Source organism: Paenibacillus sp. P36 (genome assembly GCF_045866505.1).
GTDB lineage: Bacteria > Bacillota > Bacilli > Paenibacillales > NBRC-103111 > Paenibacillus_E > Paenibacillus_E chondroitinus.
The window spans coordinates 5,345,314-5,371,173 of sequence record NZ_AP038372.1 but is presented as its reverse complement, the minus strand read 5'-3'; the positions used below and the strand labels follow the sequence as shown (position 1 = coordinate 5,371,173).

The following is a 25,860-nucleotide window of genomic DNA, read 5'->3' as shown; positions in this document are numbered from 1 at the left end:
TCTAACCGCGCTTGACAGGGGATAGGTAAGGTATTGGAAGATCCTTTGCCCGAAACGTTAATTAGCTTCTTATTAATGTTTGGACTGGTGTTACTGAATGGTTTTTTTGTCGCAGCTGAATTCGCGATGGTGAAAGTAAGAGGTAGTCGAATTGATTCCCTTGTAGATGAAGGTCGCCGTAATGCGAAATTTGCGCAAGGAATTATGAACAATCTCGATGCGTACTTAGGTGCTTGTCAGCTCGGGATTACACTTACTTCGTTGGGACTTGGTTATGTCGGGGAGCCGACCTTTGCAAAAATTTTGGAACCACTATTCGCTCCGCTGAATTTACCAGATTCGGTGTTCCACACGATTACCTTTATTATTGCCTTTTCATTGATGACTACTTTGCATATTACACTGGGCGAGCAATTCCCCAAAACCTATGCCATTCGTAAAGCTGAACAGATCACGTTGCTCTCCTCGGGACCGATGGTCTTATTTTACAAAATCATGTATCCATTTATTTGGTTGCTAAACGGGATCTCCAATTGGATGCTTCGCCGCGCCGGCATTGAACCGACAACGGAACATGAATCAGCGCATACGGAGGATGAAATTCGCGTCCTCATGAAAGAAAGCCACAAAAATGGACTTATAGATAATACAGAGCTTACGCTTGTTGATAATATATTCGGATTCGCCGAGACAACAGCTAGAGAAATCATGATTCCAAGAACGGAGATGGAATGTTTGTATGCTGGGCTTTCCTATTCGGAGAATCTAGCGATAGCGATTAAGGAAATGAGAACACGTTATCCGGTATGTGATCCAGACAAAGACAACATTATCGGCTTCGTTCACATCAAGGATTTGCTCAAGCCGGATGCTAACCTGAAAGGCATTAAGAAAATTATCCGTCCGATTACGACGGTACCGGATTCCATTCATATCAGTGACTTGCTGAAAATGATGCAAAAAAGAAAAAGCCAGATGGCCTTGCTTATTGATGAGTACGGCGGAACTTCAGGGCTTGTCACACTGGAAGACATCATGGAAGAAATCGTTGGTGAAATTCAGGATGAGTTTGACGAGGAACGTCCAACGATCGAAATCAAAGACGAGAACACGTTTTCCATTGACGGTCTGCTTTTGATCGATGAAGTGAATGATTACTTCGGGCTGGATATCGAGTCCGATGATTATGATACAATTGGCGGCTGGATCTACTCCCAGACAGAGATTCCGCCTAGCAAGAATCAACAAGTAACCTATAACGATGAATTCTTGTTCATCGTGGAAGAAACGGATCATTTGCGAATTTCGAGATTAATTGTTAGAAAAATGACGGAGCAAGATGAGTTTCTGCAACAGAACATATCTTGAACGGATAGAGGGACAGTCGAATGACTGTCCTTTTTTTATTTTTCGGGGCTCGCAGGGAGGAAACGGAAATTTTAGGATAGTCGGGAGGGCACAAAACGTGTACAATAAAAACAACGAATGATATACGAAACGAGGTCTGACGGATGAACGGCACGAACAGCATTGATCCAAGAGTTCTGAAAGAGCTGCTGCAGCTTCAGGTGATGGGAAGAATTAATTTGTTATCAGGGGATACAGATACATCCAGCACGGATGATTCCAGTGACTTCAGCACGCTGCTGAATACGTTAATGGGACAAGCTTCCGGTTCTGATCTTGACGGTCAATCCTTGCTCAATCCGATGACGGGGAATAACATACCTAGCTCCTTGGGCGCTTTGAATAAAGCCTATAGCCCTCTCCAAAGTTGGAGTCGCACGACGTCTACTTCCCAGTTTGATGATTTAATTAAAGAGGCCAGTGCGAAATATGGCGTCGATGAATCGCTCGTGAAAGCGGTCATTCAACAGGAATCCGATTTCAATCATCAGGCGGTTTCCCCGGCTGGCGCTAAAGGTCTAATGCAGCTTATGGACGGCACCGGACGCGGCTATGGCGTGACGAATCCGTTTGATCCTAAGCAGAACGTGGATGCCGGTACGCATTTCTTAAGCAATCTGATCCAGAAGTACAATGGCAATGAAGGAGTTGCTCTTGCTGCTTATAATGCCGGTCCAGGTCGTGTGGATCGTTTAGGCATCAAGAATGACCAGGACCTATCTAATAAATTGCACCAATTACCCAAGGAAACGCAAGCCTATGTTTCTCAGGTATTAGGGCATAAGATGAAATTTTCACTCTAAGCGGCAATTTCAAGAAGCTGATTTTCGCATGAATCATGCGGAGATCGGCTTTTTGCGTTCATAGGCATGCTTGAGTTATGAGCGGTTTTAAGTTTTAATGATGGAAGGAAATTATTTTGATTGCGCAACTGCAGGGCATGGAAAAAAGGGGAATCAGCAAGAACATGCTATATTTGGATAACGCGGCAACCACGCCGCCATATAACGAAGTCGTCGATACGATCGCAGAAGTTATGAAATTGCATTATGGAAACCCATCCTCCATTCATGGATTAGGTGTCCAAGCAGAGAAGCTGCTGCAGAGCGCTAAAGAAGTGATAGCAGGAGCTTTAGACGTGATGCCGGCTAGTATTATCTGCACATCTGGAGGAACGGAGAGTAACAATCTAGCAATCCGGGGTGCTGCCTATCAATATCAGAATCGAGGCAAGCATCTAATCACTACACAAATTGAGCATCCTTCTGTGAAGGAAGTTTTCCTTAGTTTAGAGCGAGAGGGATTTCGCGTCACCTATTTGCCCGTTAATCGAAACGGTTGTCTGGAAGTAGAGACGCTTCGCGAAGCCCTTTGTGAAGATACCATATTGGTCAGCGTCATGTATGTCAATAATGAAGTCGGCACAATTCAGCCGATTCAGGCAATCGGACAATTACTTACCAAGTACCCGAAAGTGATGTTTCATGTAGACGCCGTGCAAGGCATCGCAAAACTTCCCTTATCGATGAAAGAATGGGGCATAGATATATGCAGCGTTTCTGCGCACAAGTTTCGCGGACCCAAAGGGGTGGGCTTTTTGTATCGCAGAGAGGGAGTACAACTAAAGCCGCAGCTCGTTGGCGGGGGCCAAGAAGACGGGCTTCGTTCAGGAACGGAGAACGTTCCGCTCATCGTTGGGATGGCCAAGGCGCTGCGCCTATCCATGCAAAACTTGCCAGCGAAGCTGGAGCATAAATACCGTCTTAGACGCCATCTTGTAGACGGTATCCTAAGGATTCCGGAGTTAACCTTAATGGGATCCGAGCGTCATGAGGAGATGGCTCCGCACATTGTCCATTTTGCTTTTACCGGAATGAAAGCGGAAGTTGTCGTTCATGCGTTAGAGCAAAGACAAATCTATATTTCAACGAAATCAGCTTGTGCTTCAGATGCCACTGATCCCAGTGAAGTTATGCTGGCGTTAGGTTGTACGCGTGAGCAAGCGGTCAGCGGGCTAAGAGTGAGTTTTTCCGATGAGCATCAAATAGAGGATATGGACCAATTTTTGCTAGCACTTAGGGAAGTTGTGAACGAACTTTCTCCCATGTTAAGCAAATCAACAGCCAGAAAGGGGCAGCAAAAATGAAACCGGATTGTTTAATCTTGCGTTTTGGTGAATTAACACTGAAAGGCAGGAATCGTAAGCGTTTTGAGAACAGTGTCATCAAGCAAATTCGTAAAGTTTTAGGGGCATTTCCAGATTTGAGGTATATTCCGGAGTACGGGCGCGTATATGTGGAGCTAGGGGGAGCAGCGTATGAAGAAGCTTCGGAGGCCTTGCAACGCGTATTTGGACTGGCATCGTTCAGCCCGGCCTACCATGCTCCTATGGAGCCAGAGGCCATTAAAGAAGTGGCACTGCGTATTATGCAAAATCTTCCTAAACCGCCAAGTACCTTTAAGGTGAATGTCCGGAGGGTCAATAAAGCTTTTCCGTTAGACTCCCAGGAAATGAATTATCTCATCGGCGGCTACATTCTTGAAGCAATGCCTGGTTTGCAAGTGGACGTTCGTCATCCAGAAATCGAACTTCGTGTGGAAATTCGTGAAGATCAAGTACTTTTGTATGCAGAAGTGATTGAGGGAGCGGGAGGATTCCCGGCAGGCACGAGCGGCAAGGCGCTGCTGATGCTTTCCGGAGGGATTGACAGTCCTGTAGCAGGATGGTTAGGGATGCGAAAAGGGCTAACTCTCGAAGCGATACACTTTCACAGTTATCCTTACACAAGTGAACGGGCAAAGGATAAAGTGATAGATCTGGCTCACCAGCTTTCAGGGTATACAGATTCTATCAGGCTGCACCTCGTGCCATTTACGGAAGTGCAGACGTCCATACACCGTGAATATAAGGATAACTTATTAGTCACGCTGATCCGAAGAGCTATGTATCGCATTGCGGAGCAAATTGCCGATCGTGAAGGTCTAAGCGCGTTGGTAACTGGAGAAAGCTTGGGACAGGTGGCCAGTCAAACGCTGCCAAGCCTGAATGTGATCGGCCGCGTCGTCACCTTGCCGATTTTGCAGCCGCTGATGATGATGGACAAGCAAGAAATTATTCGAATTGCCGAAACCATCGGCACGTTCCCGATTTCCATTTTACCTTATGAAGATTGCTGCTCCTTATTTCTTCCTCCTTCTCCGAGTACGAATCCGAATCTGCAAATGGTCGAGCGAATCGAGAACGGCATGAACTTTTTGCCGGAATTAATCCAGAAAGCCGTGGAACAAACCGAAACAATTGAAATCGTACATGGTCAAATGAAGAAGGTGCCCGATCAGCATTTCTTCTAAATGCTTCTACGGCGCCGAACGGTAGGTGACTTCATCACCACTCTTCACCAGCTCGCCATGTATCCCGGGAGGAAGATAAAGCATGATTGACGCGCTCATTTTGTTTTTACAAATTATGTTGATCAATATTGTGCTCAGCGGCGATAATGCGGTTGTTATTGCGCTGGCGAGCAAAAATCTTCCCGTCGAACAGCGTAAGCTGGCCGTGTGGTGGGGGGCTTTCGGAGCCATAGCGTTGCGGCTTGTGCTGACGTTAGTCGCTGTAAGCCTGCTCGATATTCCCTATATTCAAGCGGGTGGTTCGATCTTATTGTTCTGGATTGCCATCAAACTACTGACCGATGATGACAGTCATGCGAATGTGAAAGAGGCTTCAACGTTGGGCAAAGCGATCTGGACCATTATCGTCGCGGATTTCGTGATGAGTCTTGACAACGTGCTGGCAATAGCAGCCAAAGGTAACGGTAACAATACGGTCATCATACTGGGGATTGGACTTAGTATTCCGATCATTATTTGGGGAAGCACACTTGTTATGAATTTGCTGCATAAATATCCGGTTCTTGTTTTGTTAGGGGCAGGCATTCTTGGATATACAGCTGGAGAAATGTTCGTAAAAGACGAGAAAATGATCGATTGGTTCCTTCATGATTACGAATTTCTACATGTCTGGATTCCGATTGTAGCATCCGCGCTTGTTATCGTGATTGGGGTATCCGTGAAATGGTTGAGATTGCTGCAATTAAAAACAAGAAACGAATAGGGAACAAGAAGCCGCCAAGCTGGTCTTATCCAGCGAAGCGGTTTTATTGTTGTTGGGAGAACCTCGGCGGAGCGGCTCAGTAGGTTACATCCTTATCGCTGTGGAAGCTGTACGCTGCGCCAAACGTGCCAAAAGCTCCATCCGTATATAAGCAGAAAAACAATGATTAGTACGCTTGAGAAGCGGTACATGAGCGCATAGCTGCCGCTTAAGTTCGCTAAGGCGCCAAGCACCATGGCACCAAGTCCGATGCCTAAGTCGTTGGCGGAGAAGAAGGTTCCGTTGGCTGCGCCGCGGCGATCAGGGGCTGCACGAGCAATCGTCCACGCCTGCAAGGCAGGCTGAATGGAACCAAAGCCGATCCCATAGCAAAGTGCCGCAATTGCCAAGCTGAGTTCTGTGTGGGCGTATGAAAGCAGAAGCAGTCCGGTTATCGTGAAAAGTGCTCCAGGCAGCAGCACCCATTCAGGACCTTTTCGATCAAAAAGCACGCCTGTTATAGGCCGTACAATAAGCACCATGGAAGCATTGCACAGAAAAAACCAGCCTACATTAGAAATGCCGGCTTCGAGGCCGAACAAAGTAATGAAAGTCACGATCCCTCCATAACAAATGGCTGTACACAGCAGTAAAATCGAGGGGAGCAATGCCGTACGTTCCCATAAGCGATCAATAAGCTTAGGCTTTTGAACCGACTTTTCGACAGGCACAGGTTTGGCGTAGGAAATAAAAAGTGAACTAAATAAGGAGAGCACGGCCAGCAGGGTAGAAATCAAAAGAACGCGATGGAAACTGTACGTTTGCATGATCCATAATCCGGTAAGCGGAGCAAGCGCCATGGCAAAGGTATTGGATAATCCGTAATATCCCATACCTTCCCCACGACGTTCTGGCGGAATGATATCAGCGATGACCGTTCCTAAGGACGTCGTAGATATGCCCCAACCAATCCCGTGAACGAACCGCGCGGCAAGGATGAGTGTAATGACAGCCATATACGAATAACCGGCTATCGTAAGCGCACAGATCGTTAATCCAACAAGCAGCACGTGCTTTCTACCTAGCAGGTCGAGCGCCCTGCCGGCAAATGGACGAGTTAGAAGCGATGAAATTGTAAAAATTCCGATTACGAGTCCGACTTGAAAGTCATCCCCCCCTAACTGTGATATATGTGTAGGGATGGTTGGGATCAGCATTTGAAAACTGAAAAAAAGCAGTAAATTGGACAATGAGGTGACGAGAAAAGCTTTGGTCCAGAGCGGTTTTCGTTTTTTCTGTTCATTTTCAGATAAAGATTTCATGTGGCCTCCCGTGTTGAACGTATGCCAACCTGCTTGATCGAGGGAAATCAGGCAGCACGCCTTTCAGTATGCCCCAAGGAAGGTAAATGAACGCAAAAAAACGGCGTGCCCGCAAATAGGTTGCAGGCTAGCAATTTTGAGCAAGGTACGATAAACTACTTGTTGAATGGTGTCGAAAGTGACATCGAATTGACAAGTGAAATAGGAGGGAATTGTAATGGCTAGAAATAGCTACTCCATCGGTATCCTGTTAATTGGCCTGGCCGTATTATTGCTTCTTGGAAAATTAGGCGTTATTCACTTTATTTTTTCCTTCTTCTGGCCTCTTGTTTTGCTTGCACCCGGACTGCTTTTTCACATTTTGTTCTTTAATCGCACTTGGCCGGCAGGCGTACTCGTCCCTGGAGGTATTTTGACGACATATGGCTTGATGTTCTTTTTCTGCAATATATTTGGTTGGGGTTCAATGAGCTATCTCTGGCCAGGATTCATACTCGGCGTAGCCATCGGATTATATGAGTTGCATCTGTTTGATCGTGGAAGTGACCGTGGAGTGTGGATCGGCGCACTAGTGCTTGGTATCCTTTCAGCAGTGCTTTTCGGAATTACGCTGCTTGTCAAATTAGGGATATATGTAATCGCTTTGATCCTTGTTGCAGCTGGGCTTCTTATGATTTTCCGCAGGAAAAATGTGTGGTAAACCGTATGTGTTTTATGTAAAAGTTTTATGTTGCTCGTCAATTATCTTGCATAATGTCGAGAAACTGCGTATAATAAACATAAATGTCAAGCGTCGGCGCTTTTGTCCGACGCTTGTTTTATGAACAGAGACGAAAATTATAGGGTAGAGAGGGTTTGACATTCATGCAAGCAAGAGAAAAGATCCGCAATATTGCAATTATCGCTCACGTTGACCACGGCAAAACAACACTCGTTGATAAATTACTTCAACAATCCGGTACATTCCGTGACAATGAAGCTGTCCAAGAAAGAGCGATGGACTCAAACGATCTCGAAAGAGAACGCGGTATTACCATTCTTGCAAAAAATACAGCGATTAATTATAAAGATTTCCTTATTAATATCGTAGATACACCTGGACACGCCGACTTTGGCGGTGAAGTAGAACGTATCATGAAGATGGTTGACGGCGTTTTGCTCGTTGTTGATGCCTTCGAAGGTACAATGCCGCAAACAAAGTTCGTTCTTCGTAAAGCTCTTGAAAGCAACCTAAAGCCAGTTGTTGTCGTTAACAAGATTGACCGTCCGAACGCTCGTCCAGCTGAAGTTGTGGACGAAGTTCTTGACTTGTTCATCGAGCTTGGTGCTACGGATGAGCAGCTTGATTTCCACGTGGTTTATGCTTCCGCATTGCAAGGTACTTCCAGTCTTGACCCTGATAAACAAGATCAGAACATGGAAGCTATCTATGAAACGATCGTTACACACATTCCTTCTCCAACTGAAGATGTAGATCAACCACTGCAATTCCTCGTTACACTGATGGATTACAACGAATACCTTGGTCGTATCGGCGTTGGCCGCGTAAACCGCGGTAAAATTCGTCAAGGCCAAACCGTTGCGGTAATGACTCGTGAAGGCGGACAAAAGCAAGCAAGAATCGAGAAGCTATTCGGCTTCAATGGTTTGAAACGTATTGAGATTGAAGAAGCAGCTGCAGGGGACATCATTGCCATTGCCGGTATCAAAGATATCAACATTGGTGAAACGGTAGCAGATCCAGCGAACCCAGAAGCTTTGCCGGTATTGAAAATTGATGAGCCTACACTACAAATGACATTTGTCGTGAATAACTCACCTTTCGCAGGTCGTGAAGGTAAATGGGTTACTTCCCGTAAAATTCGTGAGCGTCTGTACAAAGAGCTTGAAACAGATGTAAGTTTACGCGTTGAAGATACAGACAGCCCAGATGCTTTCATCGTATCTGGCCGCGGTGAGCTTCACTTGGGTATTTTGATCGAAAACATGCGTCGTGAAGGTTTTGAATTGCAAGTTTCCAAACCGGAAGTTATCATTCGTCAAGTTGAAGGTCAAAAAATGGAGCCGATCGAGCGTTTGATCATCGACGTTCCAGAAGACAGCATGGGTTCCGTTATGGAGAGCTTAGGTTCACGTAAAGCGGAAATGGTTAACATGATCAACAACGGCAGCGGCAACGTTCGCCTTGAGTTCCTGATTCCAGCGCGTGGTTTGATCGGTTACAGAACAAACTTCCTAACATTGACTCGTGGTTATGGAATTATGAACCACGCTTTCGACAGCTATGGTCCATACCAAGGGGCTAACGTTGGCGGACGTCATGAAGGCGTACTTGTATCCAGTGAAACAGGCGTTTCCACGCTGTACGGTATTCTTTCCGTCGAAGATCGCGGTATCCTGTTCGTTCACCCGCAAACGGAAGTTTATGAAGGCATGATCGTTGGTGAGCACACACGCGACAACGACATCATCGTGAACATTTGTAAAGAAAAAGCGGTAAACAACATCCGTTCCGCAAACAAAGAAGAAACGGTGAAAATGAAAACTCCTCGCGTATACTCTTTGGAGCAAGCTCTTGAGTATTTGAACGATGATGAGTACTGCGAAATCACGCCAAAATCCGTTCGTATCCGTAAAAAGATCTTGAACAAAAGCGAACGTGAACGTGCTGAGAAACAACGTAAAGTGGCTGAAGCGAACGTCTAGTTCACAAAGTGTTCTTAATAGGGGAAATGTCAGCCTTCCGGCGGCATTTCCCTTTATTTATTTGCGCAATTGAGCGATAATACAATAAGTTGACTTTACTTTTTAAGCGAAATGGAGTGTATGGTATTGACAGCGTTGAATGAATGGTTTGGAAATCACATTTACATCACTTATTTGTTAATCTTCATATTTATGTCTTATGTGTATAACAAAGTTTTTCGGACTCGCAAATTACCGGTTCTTAAAACAGCCGTTGTTTACTTGCTTATGGCGATCGGGTCCATTATGCTGCTCGGTTTTCAGCTGGTAGGACTGCCAATTGTACTTTGCTTGACCGTGGCGATTTCGCTCATGTTTCTAGTTCGAATACGTTATTTTATCGAAAAAAGAAGCGGGAGCAGCAGCCCGGAATGACGAGATACTGGCTAACTCCAATTGTGAATGATTCGCCCTTAGTTCTTGGGGCAGACCGAATCCATTGTACGCCGCTGAAAGCGTTGGAGTCGTTCCGAGAATTGGCAAATGGGAAGCATCCCAGATTGCTTGCGATGTTTAAATCCAGTCTGCTCTTAAGCGACGACGAGGAGCTATGCGGTTCAGAACTTGTAGAGCTGGATCTCGAGCAGTTTGAGGTGATCAGCTTCGATGGTAAGCCCTTTCATCTCTCGCATTGTGCAGAAGCCTTTCTTGACCGTTTGCTTACGCGTAAAGAGGCTCTGGAGCTTGTCTCTTCCTTGAAGTGTGATGTAGATTCTGAACATAGCAATTGGATCAATCAATGGCTTCGTTGGTTGGAGTCGGGTTATGATGTCATTTTACTCAGAGAGGATGGGCATTAAGATGAATCTCCAAGATACTTTTTTCAATTGGCTGCAGATGCAGATCGTCAGTGAAGCAAGACCAAACGACGAGGCTGCCAAAGAAACACTGGATTTTTTCGCAATGATACTTCATGAGGATCATGGAGTCAGCCATATTGAACTCGTTGATGTAACGGATCCAATGAAAATTCACATTTCCTATGAACGCGAAGGAATCAAGAGTAGACAGAGCTTTGATCGCGAATCCGCTGAGAAGCTATTGGATGATATTAATGCCAATCCTATTTACAATAATCAATAGACAGCAATTTTGGCGACATAACTTTTTTAATCCAACGTACAATAAGGTATATCTGGGTTAAAAAGGAGTGTTCGCATGACCTGAAAATAGATACATAATGGTGGAACGCTTGCCACCAGCTATGCTATACTGTTAGTGTAAGTAGCGTTTTCAACCACCTAGTAGGAGGCGCAAGCGATATGGCTGAACACATCACAGCTTTACCGGAGCAATTAATTGATCGCGCCCCAATGATGACAACAGTTGAATATGAGAAAACTTTTGCGTGCCGAGTATCTGTCAAGCCACCCGGCCAAGTTTTTGATGCGATAAAAAAAGCCTAGATCTGCTGTGTGCAGTCAGGCTTTTTGTTATCTTTCCGCGAATTATGGATTTGGATTCCCGGCCTGGTTCGCGTCATTAGGTCCTGTATTGTCTTGGGGATTGCGTATATCACGCGGCAGTTGCGGCATAGCCCGGCCCATGATATCCGCCATTTGCTCAGCGAACCCGGTAATCGGCCTTCCTGCTCTAACGTTATCCCGAATGTTGCGCAGCCGTTGATCTAGATCAAGATCTGCTGTTACGATGGCATTCACACCATAGGGATCTTTTTTGAGAGCTTCCGCTACCGAATATTTGACGGTGCCCACTCTCGAACGATCCATATCTTTTCTGAGGTTGATGCCAACGACGGCGGTATTGCCGAATACAACACAATGCGCACTTTCAACTTGCGGGATACTGGTGGCTAGGCTTTCCAATCGTTCCGCAACAGCTTTAGAATCTTTAATCTCCAGCTTTTGTGGAGCAATTTGCTGTACCTTTACCTGTCTTTGATTTGTATCTTGAGAGGGGGCACCGCTTTTCGGCGCTTGACTACAGCCAACCGCGAGGGTCAGTACCAACGATAATACGCACAATAGTCTCACTTGAATCGATCCTTTCCTTGAATCTCGCGTTTAGTTTGTCCTGCACAGCTAGGTTGTATGTATGAAATATAACCAATGATCTGACGCCAAATCTGGGAGGGGACACACCAATGAAAAAAATTTACGTGTTAGATACCAATGTACTGCTTCAGGACCCTAATGCATTATTCGCGTTCGAAGATAATGAAGTAGTCATACCCGCCGTGGTGTTGGAGGAAATCGATTCTAAGAAACGAAATGCGGATGAAATAGGCCGAAATGCGAGACATGTCTCCCGATTACTCGATGGGTTAAGGACCAAAGGTACCTTATCTGACGGCATTAGCCTTGAACGAGGCGGAAGCATTAAAGTGGAGCTTAATCATCGAAGTTTTGCGAAATTGCAGGATACTTTCTCCGAATTAACGAATGATAACCGCATACTTGCCGTGGCGCTCAACTATCATCTGGAAGAGCAGGCGAATGATATTCCGAGACCCGTTATCATCGTTAGTAAAGATACGCTGGTGCGGATCAAAGCTGATGTGCTGGGCATTCCTGCACAAGACTATTTAACCGATCGCATCGTAGCTCAAACAGATATGTACACTGGCTGCATCACCTTATATGTTCATCCGTCTGTGATTGACGAATTTTACTCATATCGCTTCTTAACCGTGACATCATTGAATTTGGGTTATATGCTTCACCCGCATGAATTTGTTATCTTACGGGATGAGCTGGGTTCTTCGAAATCCGCTCTGCTGAAAGTGACGACAGATGCCAAAAAACTTGAGCCGCTCTTTATGAGTAACGATCCCATCTGGGGAATTGCCGCGCGAAATGCGCAGCAGCGCATGGCTCTTGAGCTTTTGCTCAATGACGATATCCCGCTCGTCACCCTGACTGGGAAAGCGGGAACTGGTAAGACGCTATTAACGCTTGCTGCGGGTCTCATGAAAATTGAAGATGACCGCAAATACAAAAAGCTGCTTATTGCTCGACCAGTTGTTCCTATGGGCAAGGATATTGGTTATCTGCCTGGTGAAAAAGAAGAGAAGCTGCGCCCATGGATGCAGCCGATCTATGATAATCTCGAGTATTTGTTTGATACGAAGAAACCCGGAGATATTGAGAAGGTACTGGCTGGTCTCGGCAGCATTCAAGTCGAGGCGCTCACTTACATTCGTGGGCGTTCCATCCCGGGACAATTTATCATTATTGATGAGGCGCAAAACTTATCCAAGCATGAGATCAAAACAATCGTATCTCGTGTGGGTGAGGGCAGTAAAATCGTTCTATTAGGCGATCCGGATCAAATTGACCATCCTTATCTGGATGCTTCGAGCAACGGATTAACCTATGTGGTCGAACGATTCAAGCAAGAAGGCATCAGCGGTCATATTACGCTGGAGCGAGGCGAACGTTCGCATCTAGCGCAGTTAGCGGCTGATTTACTCTAACACAAATAAACCCCTCCTCCCAGGTAATCTGGGAAAGAGGGGTTTATTTGTGTATTAAGCGAGCATTTCGATGCGGCATCGATAAGCTTTGGCGATACCTTGCATCAGCTCTTCGAGCTGACGATCGACAACGTAAATATCACGCCCATGATCCTTATAAAGAGCGAGGAGATGTTCTTCGATTTGCAGCGAGGCTTGATCGACATCCGCTTCCTTACTGTCTTCTGTGAACCGGAAGGAGACGACCAGCTTCTCGTACAAGTAGTTGTTCTCCCCTTCGCTAGTAAATCCATAATCGCTGAAAAGATCCGTTAATTCAGCATCTGATGGCAGCAGCAGCAATTTCATTTGATCCGTATTGACGTTGAGTCCTGCCATCACCTCGATAACGGCGAATTTCTCGGCCTCCGAGCTGACAATGATCATTTCGTTGTCTTGATCGAAGATGTTTGCTTTGCCTGCCAGAGCTTTTTCAATTTGCGTATAGAAATCGACCAGCTTGCCATCAGGTACATCCATTAAAAGTCCAATTTTTGCTTCCATGCTAGGTCCTCACTTTATTTAATTATCCATAGCTAGTTTACAGGGATAATTTAAGTTTCACAACTGCGGTGCCGTTTTTCGTTTCTACACTGACGACATCCAGGTAACTGACGATCTTTTTCGGGATGAAGCCAAGCTGAAATTCCTTCGAAAAATCTTCAATTGTCGTATCAGGCAGCTGAAAGCCGTTGAATTCAAGCTTATCCACGACAAACCGTACTTCATTCATGTCGGGATTTTCCTTCAACAAGAATCGTCCTTCTATGATCATCTGAATTTGATCCTTTTGGCCTTTGGCAATAATGGAACCGTCGGTAAATTGAAAATTCAAATTTTGCAGCGACTCATTTTTGCCGTGCAGATAGGCGTTGAAATCCGTATCACTGATCGTAATGACTGGATTTTTGATGGAAGATAAGTCCATAAATTTGCTTTCTTTCGTTACATATTGCGGAAGCTCCCGAAACGCCGCGGACAGATTTTTCAAATACTCGCGGAACAAAGGGATGCCTTCTGATTTCCACTGATCGTTTAAACTCTTTATTTGTTCCTGGATGACCCCGGCTTGAGCGCTGACAGCAAGCTGTTTGTCCAATTCATCTTGGAGTTTGACGAGCCTTTCCCGCTGTTCCAGATAGGTATCTTTTGTCTTTTGCAGGTCAGTACGGGATGTTTCCAGATCTTTTTGTAAGCTTTTCAATTTATTGAACGAATCTGTAAAAGCGGCTAACGCGCGGTGATCGTTTGATATGATCATTTGCAAATACTCGAACATCCGCAAGGCATCTGCGAAAGAATGAACGGAAAACAGCAGCATCCAAATCGAATCTCGATCCCCTGTGTAATAAGCCCTCATCACATTGCCGGCGTGTTTGCGTGTGCTGTCAACATGACTGTTTTGTTTCGTGATATCTTGTTCATTTTGCTTGATTTGCAGGACGATTTTGGCGTCTTGTTCATTAAGCCGGCTTACTTCTTTATCGATTTCAAAAATGGTAAGTCCTTTCTGGACGAGTTCCTTGGCTTCGTCGACTGCTGGCTTATTCTCTTCAGCAAATGCAGGATGGAGCGGAAGCGTAAGCTGCATCATCAGCAGGATGGACATCATGATTGATAGGCATTTATATCTCATTGAACGCATTCTCCCCCTATGAACAGATTATCATATTTCTATTAAATGAAGCACAAAAAAATACTTACCTCGGGGGACGAAGTAAGTATTTCCTATAGGTTTCTTATTTCTTGACAGGTGCTATTAGCTTCAGAATCTCATCAAAACTTTTGACATTCTTCGGTACTTCCTTCGTTAAAGCAGTTGCTTGGTTGATAGCGTCATACGTTTGATGAACGACGATGTGGTTCTCTTGGGGCTTGCCATCCACGGTCATCTGAAACACAACATTGATGGATTGGTCCCGGATAAAACCGCTGTCGTCAATCGCGACAACCATTTTGCTCGGAGCTTTCAGCTGGATGGCACCAGACTGTGATTTCTTTAGCTGTTCCGCTTTGTCGGCCGGTATAAAGCCGTTATTTTGAAGCGTCCCGATAAACTCAGGCAGCTTAGTTTGAAATACAGTATTAATGTCTTTTTCATTTTTGCTTGTGAGCTCAACACTGATGGACTTGGCCGATGATCCGTCCTTTAACTTGACAGGCTCCTTGGCTTCTTTGTACCATTTTGGATCAATGCCGCTAAATACTAGATTGCCTAATGAAGTGGAGAGCTGAGAAGTATTTTTCAACGTATCCAACGTTAATGGGCTCTTGCTGGTTTGGCTCATTTGCTGCAAATCAATCGCATAATACTCGTCAGCCGTCTTATTTAATGCTGGCATATTAAAATACATTTTGCTATCTTTAATGAGAATTGGTATCTCGAAAGGTGACGTAGAGCCCTTAGGGGTAATTTTCAAATCCGTTTGGAATTGAAGCGGTTCTACATTGCTGATGCCTTTCCAATCTATCGTGCTGTCTTTGACCAGAGATAAAAGGCTATTCGTCAAAGGGTTGGATGTTTTCAACAAAGCATCACTGATGGCGAGTGTTGTGCTTCCTTCAAAGGTGTAAGACTTCATTTCCTTCTGTTTATTGAGAGATTGTTCCAAAGCTTCTTTTACTTTTGTATTGTCTGTACAAGCTGTCAACGATAGCAAGCTGATGGCTGTTACCGCTGTAAGGGTTATCCACTTCTTTGACATGCGTGTTTTGTCTCTCCTTCCATGATCCTTATTCATTATAATGGTTTCCAGCTGCTTTGTCTTTAAGTAAAGAAATGGAGGTGGCTTTAATTGGATCTTAAGCTCGGACATCCGGAATTGGTTTCAACGATCATTCACGTTATACATTCCTCAGAAAACCAGGCGATTTCGTTTCGAGACTATATGGAGCTATGCCTCTATAGCGAACCTTACGGGTATTATCGAAATGAGAGCCTCAAAATCGGAAAAGAAGGCGATTTTTATACCAGTTCTTCCATCGGATCTGTGATGGGGGAAATGATAGCCTCTTTTATTGGAGATGAGCTTCAAAGACGGGAACTTCTCGGTTCGGAAACGCTGCATTTCGTTGAGTGGGGCGGGGGAAACGGTCGCATGGCCCTGCATCTCTTGGATGAATTAAAAAGAAGTGCGCCGTCAATTTACGAACGCGTGACCTATACAATCATTGAAACTAGCGCTTTTCACCGTGGACTTCAGCGCACTGCTCTGAATATGCACGAGCAGCTTCTTCGGTTTACAAGTGAGAAGGAATGGTTGGACGAGGAACCTCAAGCGAATATGTTTATTTTGGCAAATGAACTGTTGGATGCTTTTCCGGTCCATCGAATCCGATATGTAGACGGGACTTTTCAAGAATCTTATGTTACGTGGCAGGAGCGAGATCGGACTTTTAGTGAAATTTGGCTGCCTATTAAGTCCAAGCCTCTATTAGACACCATAGATCGCCTAAAGGTTCATTGGTTAGATGGCCAAATCGGTGAGCTTAATCTTGAGAGTGAGGCTTGGATATCCCGAATTTCCAAACGGATGACTAGCGGCAGTTGTCTTATTATTGACTATGGCGACACCGAAGAAGAGTTGTTCGCGGCTCACAGGCACTTGGGCACATTGATGTGTTACCGGAAGCATCAAGCGCATGAGAATCCATGGATCTATCAGGGTGAACAGGATCTAACTTCCCATGTAAACTTTAGTGCAGTGGAAGCAGCCGCCCGACAGAACGGTTTTGCCAATTGCCGACTTCTGACGCAGAGAGATTTTCTGGTGGAACGTGGTATTTTGGAAAAATTGCAAAATCATTACGATCCCAATCCCTTTAGTGAAGTTTCTAAGCGCAACAGGGCTATAAGGCAATTGCTCCTTAGTGATCAAATGAGCGAACTGTTCAAGGTGCTAATTGCCGCGAAATGAAAAAAGGTGAACCGATGGACAACCATCGGCTCACCTTTTTGTTTGTTGTTGTCCTTGTACTAGATGGACATTTTGAAAAATGACCAGTACGTAAACCCACTGAAGGAAATAATCATATATCCCCAGAACAACAATATGTAAGTTCGTTCTGACAAGCGCATATAGCCTAGAATGACGAATACAGCTGTTTGGAAAAAGAAAATCAGAGACATAGGTATCATATCGCCTGCTAAACTCATCAGTGCGATAACAAGTGTCCAAAAACCTAGAACCCGAAACATGCGATCCATTCTCGTTACATCCCCCTCTCGTACCACGTTGCACTTTAACTACAACACATTATACCTTTTGAACTGAAGAGTGTAAACCGTCAAACGGTGACGAAATTGCAAACATTTCATCATATAGATGTAGTATGTCTTTTTATCGGAATCCCATGTATGAGTGTCAAAAAATTTGGCAATACCATTTAGTATCAAATAGATTCTATGAACTCTAGTACGGGCATAGAAATAGTAATAATGGCACGAATCAATTTATACACGGGTACTCACGAATTGATTCTTCTTTATTCATACTGAAAGATGGCCCACTGAATCATGGGTTTACCTCTTTCAGTTCGTTGCATCTGTACATTATGTTAGGAGGTTTAACCTTATGTCGGCTATAAGACAAGATGCTTGGAGCGATGAAGACGATTTGATCTTAGCGGAAGTGACTTTGCGTCACATTAGAGAGGGAAGTACGCAATTATCTGCGTTTGAAGAAGTTGGGGAGCGAATTGGACGTACGGCGGCAGCATGCGGATTTCGATGGAACAGCTTTGTAAGAAAAAAATACGAGGCGGCCATCCAAATTGCGAAAGCTCAACGTCAAAAAAGGACGCAGCTTAAGAAACATGCGGCTGTATCCATTTCCGGATCATCTTCCATTGGATTACTGGATGCTCCGGAACTGTCAACGGGCAAAACGGAAGCTTTTACAGAAGAAACGTTATCTATTGATGCCGTGATCAGGTTCTTGAGACAATGGAGAAATACGTATCAAGATATGAATCGTCATATTAAAAACTTGGAAAAAGAACTGCAGGACAAAGAAGACGAACTAGATAGACTGGGCAGAGAAAATAATAAGCTCAATAAACAAGTGAACGAAGTTGAAACAGATTATCGGGTTGTCAACGATGATTACAAAGCGCTGATTCAAATTATGGACCGTGCGAGGAAAATGGCCTTTTTGGTGGAAGAAGAGGAAGAAGAGAAGCCGCGTTTCAAAATGGATGCGAACGGCAATTTAGAGAGAGTAGAGTAAACCAGTCTGCTGTTCTAGTCGAGAGAAAAGCTTCAGATCAAGGTGAATCCTTGGACTGAGGCTTTTTTGTTGTATAATGATGACGAATGCTATGAGTGGAGGAACTAGAATGCGAATTATGATAATTGGAGCAGGCTCGTTAGGTCTTTTATTTGCTGCCAAGCTGTCGGCTTTGTGTGAGCATTTGACCGTAATTGCACGAACGAAAGAACAAGCTGATCAGCTTGCTCAAGAAGGCATAATGCTAGGCGGAACGACCGAGCGCCATAGGACAACTCGCGGGGGTTTCATAGAATTTAGTCATTATCAAGAAGACAAGGAGTCTTTGGCTAGTTCAACTGGTCCTGTACTTCCTTATGATTATATATTTCTCATGGTCAAGCAGCCCGCAATTACGAAAAAACTCGCGCAATATATAGATTCTCGGCGCTCAGAGAATACATATCTAGTTAGTTTCCAGAACGGAATCGGACATGAGGCTGATCTGAGTGAAAACGACGGAGAAAATAAGCTGCTGCTTGCTGTGACAACAGAGGGAGCTAGACGTGAAAGTCCAACTGAAGTCTCTCATACAGGTCATGGCGTTACCTACATAGGTGTGTCTAAGTGCACGGATCCTGATCATAAAAAATCCACGCACTTTTTGTTAGTGAACTTGCTGGAAGAGGCAGGATTTCGGGCAGAGATGTCGAAGAACATGGAAGTAAGAATTTGGAGTAAATTGATTATTAATGCCGTGATTAATCCTCTTACAGCTATTTTGCATGTGAAAAATGGGGAGTTATTGGAGTCAACTTGGACAAAGGAATTGATGTTTGATCTTTACCGAGAGGCTTGTTTCGTGGCTGAGGCCAAAGATATCAAGCTGCCTGATACGTTATGGCAAACCATTTTAACTGTTTGTGAGGCTACAAGTAGGAACCATTCATCTATGCTACAGGACATCGAGCAGTCCAGGCCCACAGAAATAGACCGAATAAACGGAAGTTTATTGCAGATGGCTGATGAGCTGAACCTCGAACTTCCTACACATCGTACGATGTACCGATTAGTGAAAGCACTAGAATAAAATAGGTGGTTGAAGATGATGGATGTATTGATGAATTGGATTTCCACACTTTATGCAGTCCTGGCTGTTGCACCGTTTATTACTTTTGTTTTATTATGGTTTTTAGTGTTTTACTTCCTTCGTGATAAGAAGATGACGACTAGACTGACCATGGATGTTACGACCTTTTTTCTCCTGGGTTCGGTTTCGTTAATGTGGAATCGATTGTTTCATACAAATTTTGGGTTCTGGATGATCGCGCTTGTTCTGCTTATTGCTTTTGGCATTATTGGTGGTTATCAAACGCATTTGAAAGGGAAAACAGACTTGCTTAAAGTAAGCAGAGTGGTTTGGAGGCTTAGCTTTTTAGGGCTTTCGATGCTTTACATTTTGCTTTTTTTCGTCCATATTGGCAAAAATTACATTTTTTCGACATAAACGAAAGTCTCTTTTGTTGAAATTACACGAAAAAAGAGACTTTTCTTCTGTTCTTTGTAATATTTATTTGAGATTTGTAGAAAATAACAATGAAAATCGTGTAGATTTTATTGACCGATGGTTGTATAATTAGAATCCGGAAGACACTATAAATTCCAATGTTTCTAACATTTATTCTTACTTAGGTAAATTAAGTCTGGACAAAGCGTGGTTATATGTTATAATTCCTTGCGTAGAGTCTAGTAAAATTTTTTACCAGAGGTTTACGTGATATATTATGACATGTCTGAAGCGGTTTCATTTATTTTCGGGTCTGAGGTGTGAGGTTGATGTTAATAAAACTATCAAATGCACCTAACCATAGATATTCTAGACATACATAATTTTAGAGGAGGCGTTTTATGAAAGCGACAAAGTGGGTTACAACAGCAGTAGCATTAACACTTATGGGTAGCGTAGCGATTGGTTGCGCGAAGAATGAGGAAACTCCTTCTACGTCCCCATCTGGAGATACGAAAGGTACTTCAGCACCAGCTTCCAACAAACCGCAAGAAATTAAAATTAACTTTAGTGCAGAGCCACCGATCATGGATAGCTCCAAAGCAACAGCAAATGCCGCTTTTACATTTATCAGCGCATTTAACGAAGGTCTTTATCGTACGGACAAAGACGGTAAAGCCGTTGCTGGTCTTGCTAAAGACATGCCGAAAATCTCTGCTGACGGTTTGACTTACACAATCGACATTCGTGACAATGCGAACTGGTCGGATGGACAACCGGTTAAAGCACAAGATTTCGTTTATTCCTTCAAACGTACATTAGATCCTGCTACAAAAGGGCAATATAGTTTCGTAGTAGCTTGGATTAAAGGTGGAGAAGCTGTTACTAAAGCTACAACGCCTGAAGAAGTTAAAAAAGCTCAAGATGCTCTTGGTGTTAAAGCGATCAGCGACAAACAACTTGAAATCACACTTGAGAAACCAGTTACTTTCTTTACACAAATGCTTGCGTTCGGAACTTTCTTGCCACAACGTGAAGATTTCGTAACAAAAGCTGGCGATAAATACGGCGCGGAAGCTGATAAAGTTATCGGTGCAGGTCCGTTCATCCTTAGCAAATGGGATCACGGCCAAACGCTTGAACTTGTTAAAAATGAGAAGTACTGGGATGCTGCTAACGTAAAAATTACTAAAGCAACAATTAACATTGTAAAAGATCCGAATACAGGTCTTAACCTGTATGAAACTGATGCTGCTGATTTGACTGAAATCAACCGCGATCAATTGAAACTTTACGCTGGCAAACCGGACAACCTGCCTAAACCAGAGTTGACTAACACATACTTGATGTACCAAACGAAAAAAGTTCCAGCCTTGGCTAACAAGAAAATTCGTCAAGCACTAGGCATGGCAATTGATCGTCAAGCTTTTGTTGATACCGTTCTTGCGAATGGTTCCGTTCAATCCACAGGTCTAGTACCAGGTGGTACTTCCGACGGTGCAGGCGGCGACTTCCGTAAGTCTGCTGGCGATACACAACCAAAATTCGATGCTGCAAAAGCAAAAGAATTGCTTGCTGAAGGTTTGAAAGAAGCTGGCTTGACAGCTCTTCCAAAAATGAAAGTGAATGCAGATGATACTGAAACTGCTAAAAAATCACTTGAGTTCATCCTTGCACAATGGAAACAAAACCTTGGATACGAAGCAGAAGCTAACCCGGTTCCACACGCACTTCGTATCGAATTGTCGTCCAAACATGACTTCGACATCGCTCTTTCCCTATGGGGCGCAGATTACAACGATCCAATGACATTCTTGGATATGTGGGTAACTGGCGGAGAGTTTGACGAAGGTGATTACAGCAACCCAGAGTATGACAAACTAATTAAAGCGGCTCAAACGGAAATTGACCCTTCCAAACGCGCGAAAAACTTGGTTGATGCTGAGAAAATCCTAATGGATGATCAAGGTGTAGCTCCAATTTACTTCCGTACTCGCGCTTACTTGAAAAAGCCGAATATCGATGGTTTGATCCTTCCTTCCTTCGGTCAAGAGTGGGAATTGAAATGGGCTTCTGTTAAGTAATTTTTGAACTATAAGGTTTTGAATCAAAGGAAGGGGCCGTTCGCACCTCGTGGGAGCGGCCTCTTCTAAATTTCTTAGAGCTGTAAATTATTAAAGGAGGAGCAATATGGTCAAGTTTATTCTTCGCCGTCTCTTATATGCGCTTATCACGTTATGGCTGATCTCATCATTTACTTTCGTATTGATGAAAAACTTACCAGGGAATCCACTAGGAGAAGGCGCCGAAAAGATTCCTAAAGCTACAAGAGATATGCTGCTTAAGCAATACGGACTAGATAAGCCGTTATGGGAACAGTATTTGACTTTCTTGAACAATATCATCCATGGCGATCTAGGAGCTTCCTTTCAATTCCCTGCGCACAAAGTTACAGATATTATCAAACAAGCATTCCCATCTTCATTGGAACTTGGTTTGATCTCAATCGCTATTGCGATTATTGCTGGTCTAACTTTAGGGATTATTGCGGCGCTTAAGCATAACAAAGCAGGCGATTACACCGCTATGTTTATCGCGATTTTGGGTGTTTCGATCCCATCATTTGTACTAGGTCCATTGCTTTCGTATTATGTTGGTGTTAAATGGGGAATTCTTCCGGCTGGTTTGTGGAAAGGTCCAAGCTATCGTGTTTTGCCGGCGATTGCGCTCTCTTTCGGAACCATTGCCATTTTAGCTCGCTTGATGCGTACATCCATGCTAGATGTTCTTAACCAAGATTACATTAAAACGGCTAAATCCAAAGGTTTATCCAATATGACGGTTGTTGTGAAGCATACAATTCGAAATGCGATATTACCCGTTATCACAATTATCGGCCCAATATTTGTAAACGTTATTACAGGTACCCTTGTTGTTGAACAAATTTTCTCAGTGCCAGGTTTGGGTAAACATTTCGTTTCATCGGTTTACTCCAACGATTACACCATGATTTCTGGATTGACGATTTTCTATTCAGCCATTCTCATTTTGGTTATCTTTATCACAGACATTGTGTATGGTTTTGTAGACCCTAGAATTCGTCTTGGGAAAGGCGGGAAATAATTCATGCAAACTCCGAATAACGCAACAGAGAATAGCTACAAGTTTGCTCCCGTTGCAAAAGAAACATTAACTGGCGAAAGAATCGTAAGACCTTCGCTTAATTATTGGCAGGACGCTTGGAGACGACTTAAGAAAAATAGACTGGCTATGGCTGGCTTAATTATATTGGTTGCTTTAATCGTATTAGCGATTATTGTTCCTTTTGTTTCAAGCTACGATTATCAGACGCAGGATCTTAAAATTAAAAATATAACTCCTAACGCCCAACATTGGTTCGGGACAGACGACTTCGGTCGTGATCTCTGGACACGTGTATGGTGGGGAACTCGTATCTCGTTATTCATCGGGATTGTTGCTGCATTAATTGACTTGGTTATTGGTGTTATTTATGGTGGTATTTCTGCTTATTACGGCGGAAAAGTGGATGAAGTGATGCAGCGTGCGATTGAAATCGTTTATGCGATTCCTTTCTTGTTGATCGCGATCCTACTTATCATGGTTATTGGATCAGGTGTTTCCTCTATTATTTTGGCGATGGCAATAACGGGTTGGGTTCCTATGGCTCGTTTGGTACGTGGTCAAATGTTGACGCTCAAAGAACAAGAATTCGTACTTGCTTCTCGCACACTTGGCGCATCGCCGATGAGAATCATTTTGCGCAGCTTGATTCCGAATGCGCTTGGGATCATCATCGTACAAATTACATTCGTTGTTCCATCAGCGATTTTTACTGAAGCATTCTTAAGCTTTATCGGTCTTGGCGTAAAGCCGCCGCTGGCATCACTGGGTAACTTGTTGTCTGACGGCGCCAACTATATTCGGTTATATCCGCATCGCCTCATTTTCCCGACAATCATTTTCAGCTTAATTTTGTTAAGCTTCAATTTGCTCGGCGATGGGCTTCGTGATGCGCTGGATCCAAAAATGCGCAAGTAAGAAGGGGTGAATAATGATGAGCACCAAAGACAATTTGCTTGAAGTGAAAGATTTACGAGTTTCTTTCCGTACGTATGCGGGGGAAGTTCAAGCTGTTCGCGGCGTATCTTTTTCTTTGAAAAAAGGTGAAGTGTTGGCGATTGTAGGCGAATCCGGTTGCGGTAAATCCGTTACGGCACAAACGCTCATGCGTTTAATTCCTACTCCGCCTAGTTATATAAAAAGCGGCTCTATCATGTTTGACGGAAAAACGGATATTACCAAACTTTCCAACAAACAAATGGAAAAAATTCGCGGATCCGAGATCGGTATGATTTTCCAGGATCCGATGACCTCCCTGAATCCGACGATGAAAATCGGCGAACAAATTACAGAAGGTCTTATCAAGCATGAAGGATTAAGCAAGAAGGCGGCAACCGAGAAAGCGATTGAAATTCTAAAGCTAGTCGGAATCAACTCGCCGGAAGGCCGTATCCATCAATATCCGCATGAGCTCTCTGGTGGTATGCGTCAACGTGTTATGATCGCGATTGCGCTGGCTTGTTCCCCTAAGCTTCTAATTGCGGATGAGCCAACAACGGCTCTGGACGTTACGATTCAAGCTCAAATCATCGATTTGATGAAAACTATTTCCGTGAAGACGGACTCATCTATTATTTTAATTACGCATGACCTCGGTGTTGTAGCTGATATGGCGCAGCGCGTCGTGGTTATGTACGCAGGTAAAATTATCGAGCAAGGAACTGTAGACGAGATTTTCTACAATCCGCAGCATCCGTATACATGGGGTTTGCTTCGTTCTGTACCACGTTTGGATACAAATGCGAACGAAGAACTTGTACCGATTCCTGGTACACCGCCAGATTTATTTGCACCTCCAAAAGGTTGTGCCTTTGCAGCTAGATGTCCATATGCAATGAATCATTGCTTGGAAGTAGATCCGGAACACACTACGCTATCCGAGACGCATAGTTCTGCTTGCTGGCTGCTGCATCCTGATGCGCCGAAAGTTGAACGTCCTGTTGGAGTGGGAGGTCATCAACATGTCTAATGCCAATAAACCAATTCTGCAAATTCGCAATATGAAGAAGCATTTTAATCTTGGCAACGGGAAAGTGTTGAAAGCCGTTGACAATTTTTCCATCGAAATCAACCGCGGTGAAACATTCGGTCTCGTAGGAGAATCCGGATGTGGTAAATCCACGGCAGGTAGAACGATTATTAAGCTTTATGATGCGACAGAAGGCGAAGTTATTTTCGACGGCGAAGATGTTCATAAGCTGAAAGGCAAAAAGCTGAAAGAATTTAACCGGAATATGCAAATGGTATTCCAAGATCCTTACGCATCCTTGAATCCACGTATGACAGTTGGGAATATCATTGCCGAAGGTATTGATATTCATGGATTGTACAGCGGTGCGAAACGCAAAGAACGCGTTATGGAGCTGCTTCGCGCAGTTGGTCTGAATGATGAGCATGCGAACCGTTTCCCGCATGAATTCTCCGGTGGTCAACGTCAGCGTATCGGGATTGCCCGCGCGCTTGCGATCGAGCCTAAATTCATTATTGCCGATGAGCCAATCTCGGCATTGGACGTTTCCGTACAAGCTCAAGTTGTCAACTTGTTTAAGAGATTACAGAAGGAAATGGGCCTGACTTACTTGTTTATCGCGCATGATTTGGCGATGGTGAAGCACATTTCTGACCGTATCGGTGTTATGTATCTAGGTAACTTGGTTGAAGTTACAACATCCGATGATCTTTACGCGAAACCGCTGCACCCGTATACGCAATCGCTGCTTTCAGCGATTCCGATTCCAGATCCGGAAATCGAGCGTACACGCGAGCGCATCATTCTTCAAGGCGACGTACCAAGCCCGCTCAACCCGCCTAGCGGTTGTCCGTTCCGTACGCGCTGTCCGCAAGCGATGCCGCAATGTGCGGAATCCATGCCGCCAAGCAAAGAAGTGGAACCGAATCACTTCGTAGCTTGTCACTTGTACTAAGCCTTCATTTGCCGTCCCGAAAGGGGCGGCTTTTTGGCA

At 44.2% G+C, this 25,860-nt stretch carries 27 protein-coding genes; 21 read left to right on the top strand and 6 right to left on the bottom strand.

Annotation, left to right across the window (positions count from 1 at the left end; all coding sequences use genetic code 11):
- The first annotated feature begins 75 nt into the window (after positions 1 to 75).
- From ACKTT9_RS24275 to ACKTT9_RS24255, 5 genes are all read left to right on the top strand, one after another.
- Complete coding sequence (locus ACKTT9_RS24275) at positions 76 to 1,368, top strand: hemolysin family protein (RefSeq protein ID WP_157322301.1); 1,293 nt, start codon at positions 76 to 78, stop codon at positions 1,366 to 1,368.
- Positions 1,369 to 1,511: 143 nt separating this feature from the next.
- Positions 1,512 to 2,210 carry a lytic transglycosylase domain-containing protein gene (locus tag ACKTT9_RS24270; protein ID WP_407867924.1) on the top strand — a complete coding sequence of 233 codons (699 nt, stop codon included), beginning with the start codon at positions 1,512 to 1,514 and terminating at the stop codon, positions 2,208 to 2,210.
- Between the two features lie 116 nt (positions 2,211 to 2,326).
- On the top strand, positions 2,327 to 3,553 hold the full coding sequence (locus tag ACKTT9_RS24265) for a cysteine desulfurase family protein (protein ID WP_407867923.1): 1,227 nt from the start codon (positions 2,327 to 2,329) through the stop codon (positions 3,551 to 3,553).
- Positions 3,550 to 4,758, top strand: a complete 1,209-nt coding sequence (thiI, locus tag ACKTT9_RS24260; protein WP_407867922.1) for a tRNA uracil 4-sulfurtransferase ThiI — start codon at positions 3,550 to 3,552, stop codon at positions 4,756 to 4,758. The genes ACKTT9_RS24265 and thiI overlap by 4 nt, the downstream gene beginning before the upstream one ends.
- 82 nt (positions 4,759 to 4,840) lie before the next feature.
- A complete protein-coding gene (locus ACKTT9_RS24255; RefSeq protein ID WP_127451904.1) occupies positions 4,841 to 5,521 on the top strand; it encodes a TerC family protein in 681 nt (226 codons plus the stop codon).
- A gap of 92 nt (positions 5,522 to 5,613) precedes the next feature.
- Here ACKTT9_RS24255 and ACKTT9_RS24250 read toward each other — a convergent pair whose 3' ends face one another.
- Positions 5,614 to 6,822, bottom strand: a complete 1,209-nt coding sequence (locus ACKTT9_RS24250; protein WP_407867921.1) for an MFS transporter — start codon at positions 6,820 to 6,822, stop codon at positions 5,614 to 5,616.
- A 217-nt stretch (positions 6,823 to 7,039) separates the two neighbouring features.
- Between ACKTT9_RS24250 and ACKTT9_RS24245 the strand changes: the two genes are divergently transcribed.
- The 6 genes from ACKTT9_RS24245 (at position 7,040) to ACKTT9_RS24220 (ending at position 10,973) form a co-directional block, all read left to right on the top strand.
- Positions 7,040 to 7,522 carry a LiaI-LiaF-like domain-containing protein gene (locus ACKTT9_RS24245; RefSeq protein WP_326060565.1) on the top strand — a complete coding sequence of 161 codons (483 nt, stop codon included), beginning with the start codon at positions 7,040 to 7,042 and terminating at the stop codon, positions 7,520 to 7,522.
- Positions 7,523 to 7,686: 164 nt separating this feature from the next.
- Positions 7,687 to 9,528, top strand: a complete 1,842-nt coding sequence (typA, locus tag ACKTT9_RS24240; RefSeq protein WP_157321625.1) for a translational GTPase TypA — start codon at positions 7,687 to 7,689, stop codon at positions 9,526 to 9,528.
- Between the two features lie 135 nt (positions 9,529 to 9,663).
- Positions 9,664 to 9,942, top strand: coding sequence for a YlaH-like family protein (locus tag ACKTT9_RS24235; RefSeq protein WP_127452393.1), 279 nt, complete (start codon positions 9,664 to 9,666; stop codon positions 9,940 to 9,942).
- On the top strand, positions 9,939 to 10,367 hold the full coding sequence (locus ACKTT9_RS24230; protein WP_407867920.1) for a hypothetical protein: 429 nt from the start codon (positions 9,939 to 9,941) through the stop codon (positions 10,365 to 10,367). Before ACKTT9_RS24235 ends, ACKTT9_RS24230 begins: the two co-directional genes overlap by 4 nt.
- 1 nt (position 10,368) lies before the next feature.
- Complete coding sequence (locus ACKTT9_RS24225; protein WP_407867919.1) at positions 10,369 to 10,650, top strand: hypothetical protein; 282 nt, start codon at positions 10,369 to 10,371, stop codon at positions 10,648 to 10,650.
- A 179-nt stretch (positions 10,651 to 10,829) separates the two neighbouring features.
- Positions 10,830 to 10,973, top strand: a complete 144-nt coding sequence (locus ACKTT9_RS24220; protein WP_157321620.1) for a hypothetical protein — start codon at positions 10,830 to 10,832, stop codon at positions 10,971 to 10,973.
- Between the two features lie 42 nt (positions 10,974 to 11,015).
- Here the strand turns inward: ACKTT9_RS24220 and ACKTT9_RS24215 are convergent, their stop codons facing one another.
- The gene (locus tag ACKTT9_RS24215) at positions 11,016 to 11,561 is read right to left on the bottom strand and encodes a YhcN/YlaJ family sporulation lipoprotein (protein WP_127451914.1); all 546 of its coding nucleotides are present in this window, start codon (positions 11,559 to 11,561) and stop codon (positions 11,016 to 11,018) included.
- 110 nt (positions 11,562 to 11,671) lie between these two features.
- Here ACKTT9_RS24215 and ACKTT9_RS24210 point away from each other — a divergent pair, with 110 nt between their 5' ends.
- The gene (locus ACKTT9_RS24210; RefSeq protein WP_127451916.1) at positions 11,672 to 13,003 is read left to right on the top strand and encodes a PhoH family protein; all 1,332 of its coding nucleotides are present in this window, start codon (positions 11,672 to 11,674) and stop codon (positions 13,001 to 13,003) included.
- A 54-nt stretch (positions 13,004 to 13,057) separates the two neighbouring features.
- On the opposite strand, the gene ACKTT9_RS24205 is transcribed toward ACKTT9_RS24210, so the two are convergent.
- From ACKTT9_RS24205 to ACKTT9_RS24195, 3 genes are all read right to left on the bottom strand, one after another.
- Entirely contained in the window at positions 13,058 to 13,546 is a 489-nt protein-coding gene (locus ACKTT9_RS24205) for a hypothetical protein (RefSeq protein ID WP_127451918.1), read from the bottom strand.
- 37 nt (positions 13,547 to 13,583) lie between these two features.
- On the bottom strand, positions 13,584 to 14,678 hold the full coding sequence (locus ACKTT9_RS24200) for a coiled-coil domain-containing protein (protein ID WP_407867918.1): 1,095 nt from the start codon (positions 14,676 to 14,678) through the stop codon (positions 13,584 to 13,586).
- Between the two features lie 103 nt (positions 14,679 to 14,781).
- Positions 14,782 to 15,747, bottom strand: coding sequence for a hypothetical protein (locus ACKTT9_RS24195; protein WP_407867917.1), 966 nt, complete (start codon positions 15,745 to 15,747; stop codon positions 14,782 to 14,784).
- A 90-nt stretch (positions 15,748 to 15,837) separates the two neighbouring features.
- On the opposite strand from ACKTT9_RS24195, the gene ACKTT9_RS24190 reads away from it, so the two are divergent.
- Positions 15,838 to 16,959, top strand: a complete 1,122-nt coding sequence (locus ACKTT9_RS24190) for a class I SAM-dependent methyltransferase (protein WP_407867916.1) — start codon at positions 15,838 to 15,840, stop codon at positions 16,957 to 16,959.
- Positions 16,960 to 17,018: 59 nt separating this feature from the next.
- On the opposite strand, the gene ACKTT9_RS24185 is transcribed toward ACKTT9_RS24190, so the two are convergent.
- Positions 17,019 to 17,249, bottom strand: a complete 231-nt coding sequence (locus ACKTT9_RS24185; RefSeq protein ID WP_028558057.1) for a DUF2626 domain-containing protein — start codon at positions 17,247 to 17,249, stop codon at positions 17,019 to 17,021.
- 367 nt (positions 17,250 to 17,616) lie between these two features.
- Between ACKTT9_RS24185 and ACKTT9_RS24180 the strand changes: the two genes are divergently transcribed.
- From ACKTT9_RS24180 to ACKTT9_RS24145, 8 genes are all read left to right on the top strand, one after another.
- Entirely contained in the window at positions 17,617 to 18,270 is a 654-nt protein-coding gene (locus ACKTT9_RS24180) for an RsfA family transcriptional regulator (RefSeq protein ID WP_157321609.1), read from the top strand.
- A 109-nt stretch (positions 18,271 to 18,379) separates the two neighbouring features.
- Positions 18,380 to 19,339: a ketopantoate reductase family protein gene (locus ACKTT9_RS24175; RefSeq protein ID WP_407867915.1), complete on the top strand. Its 960-nt coding sequence runs from the start codon at positions 18,380 to 18,382 to the stop codon at positions 19,337 to 19,339.
- 15 nt (positions 19,340 to 19,354) lie between these two features.
- Positions 19,355 to 19,756: a DUF3397 domain-containing protein gene (locus ACKTT9_RS24170; protein ID WP_407867914.1), complete on the top strand. Its 402-nt coding sequence runs from the start codon at positions 19,355 to 19,357 to the stop codon at positions 19,754 to 19,756.
- Positions 19,757 to 20,157: 401 nt separating this feature from the next.
- Complete coding sequence (locus tag ACKTT9_RS24165) at positions 20,158 to 21,840, top strand: peptide ABC transporter substrate-binding protein (protein WP_407867913.1); 1,683 nt, start codon at positions 20,158 to 20,160, stop codon at positions 21,838 to 21,840.
- A 106-nt stretch (positions 21,841 to 21,946) separates the two neighbouring features.
- A complete protein-coding gene (locus ACKTT9_RS24160) occupies positions 21,947 to 22,879 on the top strand; it encodes an ABC transporter permease (RefSeq protein ID WP_407867912.1) in 933 nt (310 codons plus the stop codon).
- A 3-nt stretch (positions 22,880 to 22,882) separates the two neighbouring features.
- Positions 22,883 to 23,815, top strand: a complete 933-nt coding sequence (locus ACKTT9_RS24155) for an ABC transporter permease (RefSeq protein WP_157321598.1) — start codon at positions 22,883 to 22,885, stop codon at positions 23,813 to 23,815.
- Positions 23,816 to 23,828: 13 nt separating this feature from the next.
- Complete coding sequence (locus ACKTT9_RS24150) at positions 23,829 to 24,866, top strand: ABC transporter ATP-binding protein (RefSeq protein WP_407867911.1); 1,038 nt, start codon at positions 23,829 to 23,831, stop codon at positions 24,864 to 24,866.
- Positions 24,859 to 25,821, top strand: coding sequence for an ABC transporter ATP-binding protein (locus ACKTT9_RS24145; RefSeq protein ID WP_157321594.1), 963 nt, complete (start codon positions 24,859 to 24,861; stop codon positions 25,819 to 25,821). The genes ACKTT9_RS24150 and ACKTT9_RS24145 overlap by 8 nt, the downstream gene beginning before the upstream one ends.
- Positions 25,822 to 25,860 lie beyond the last annotated feature (39 nt).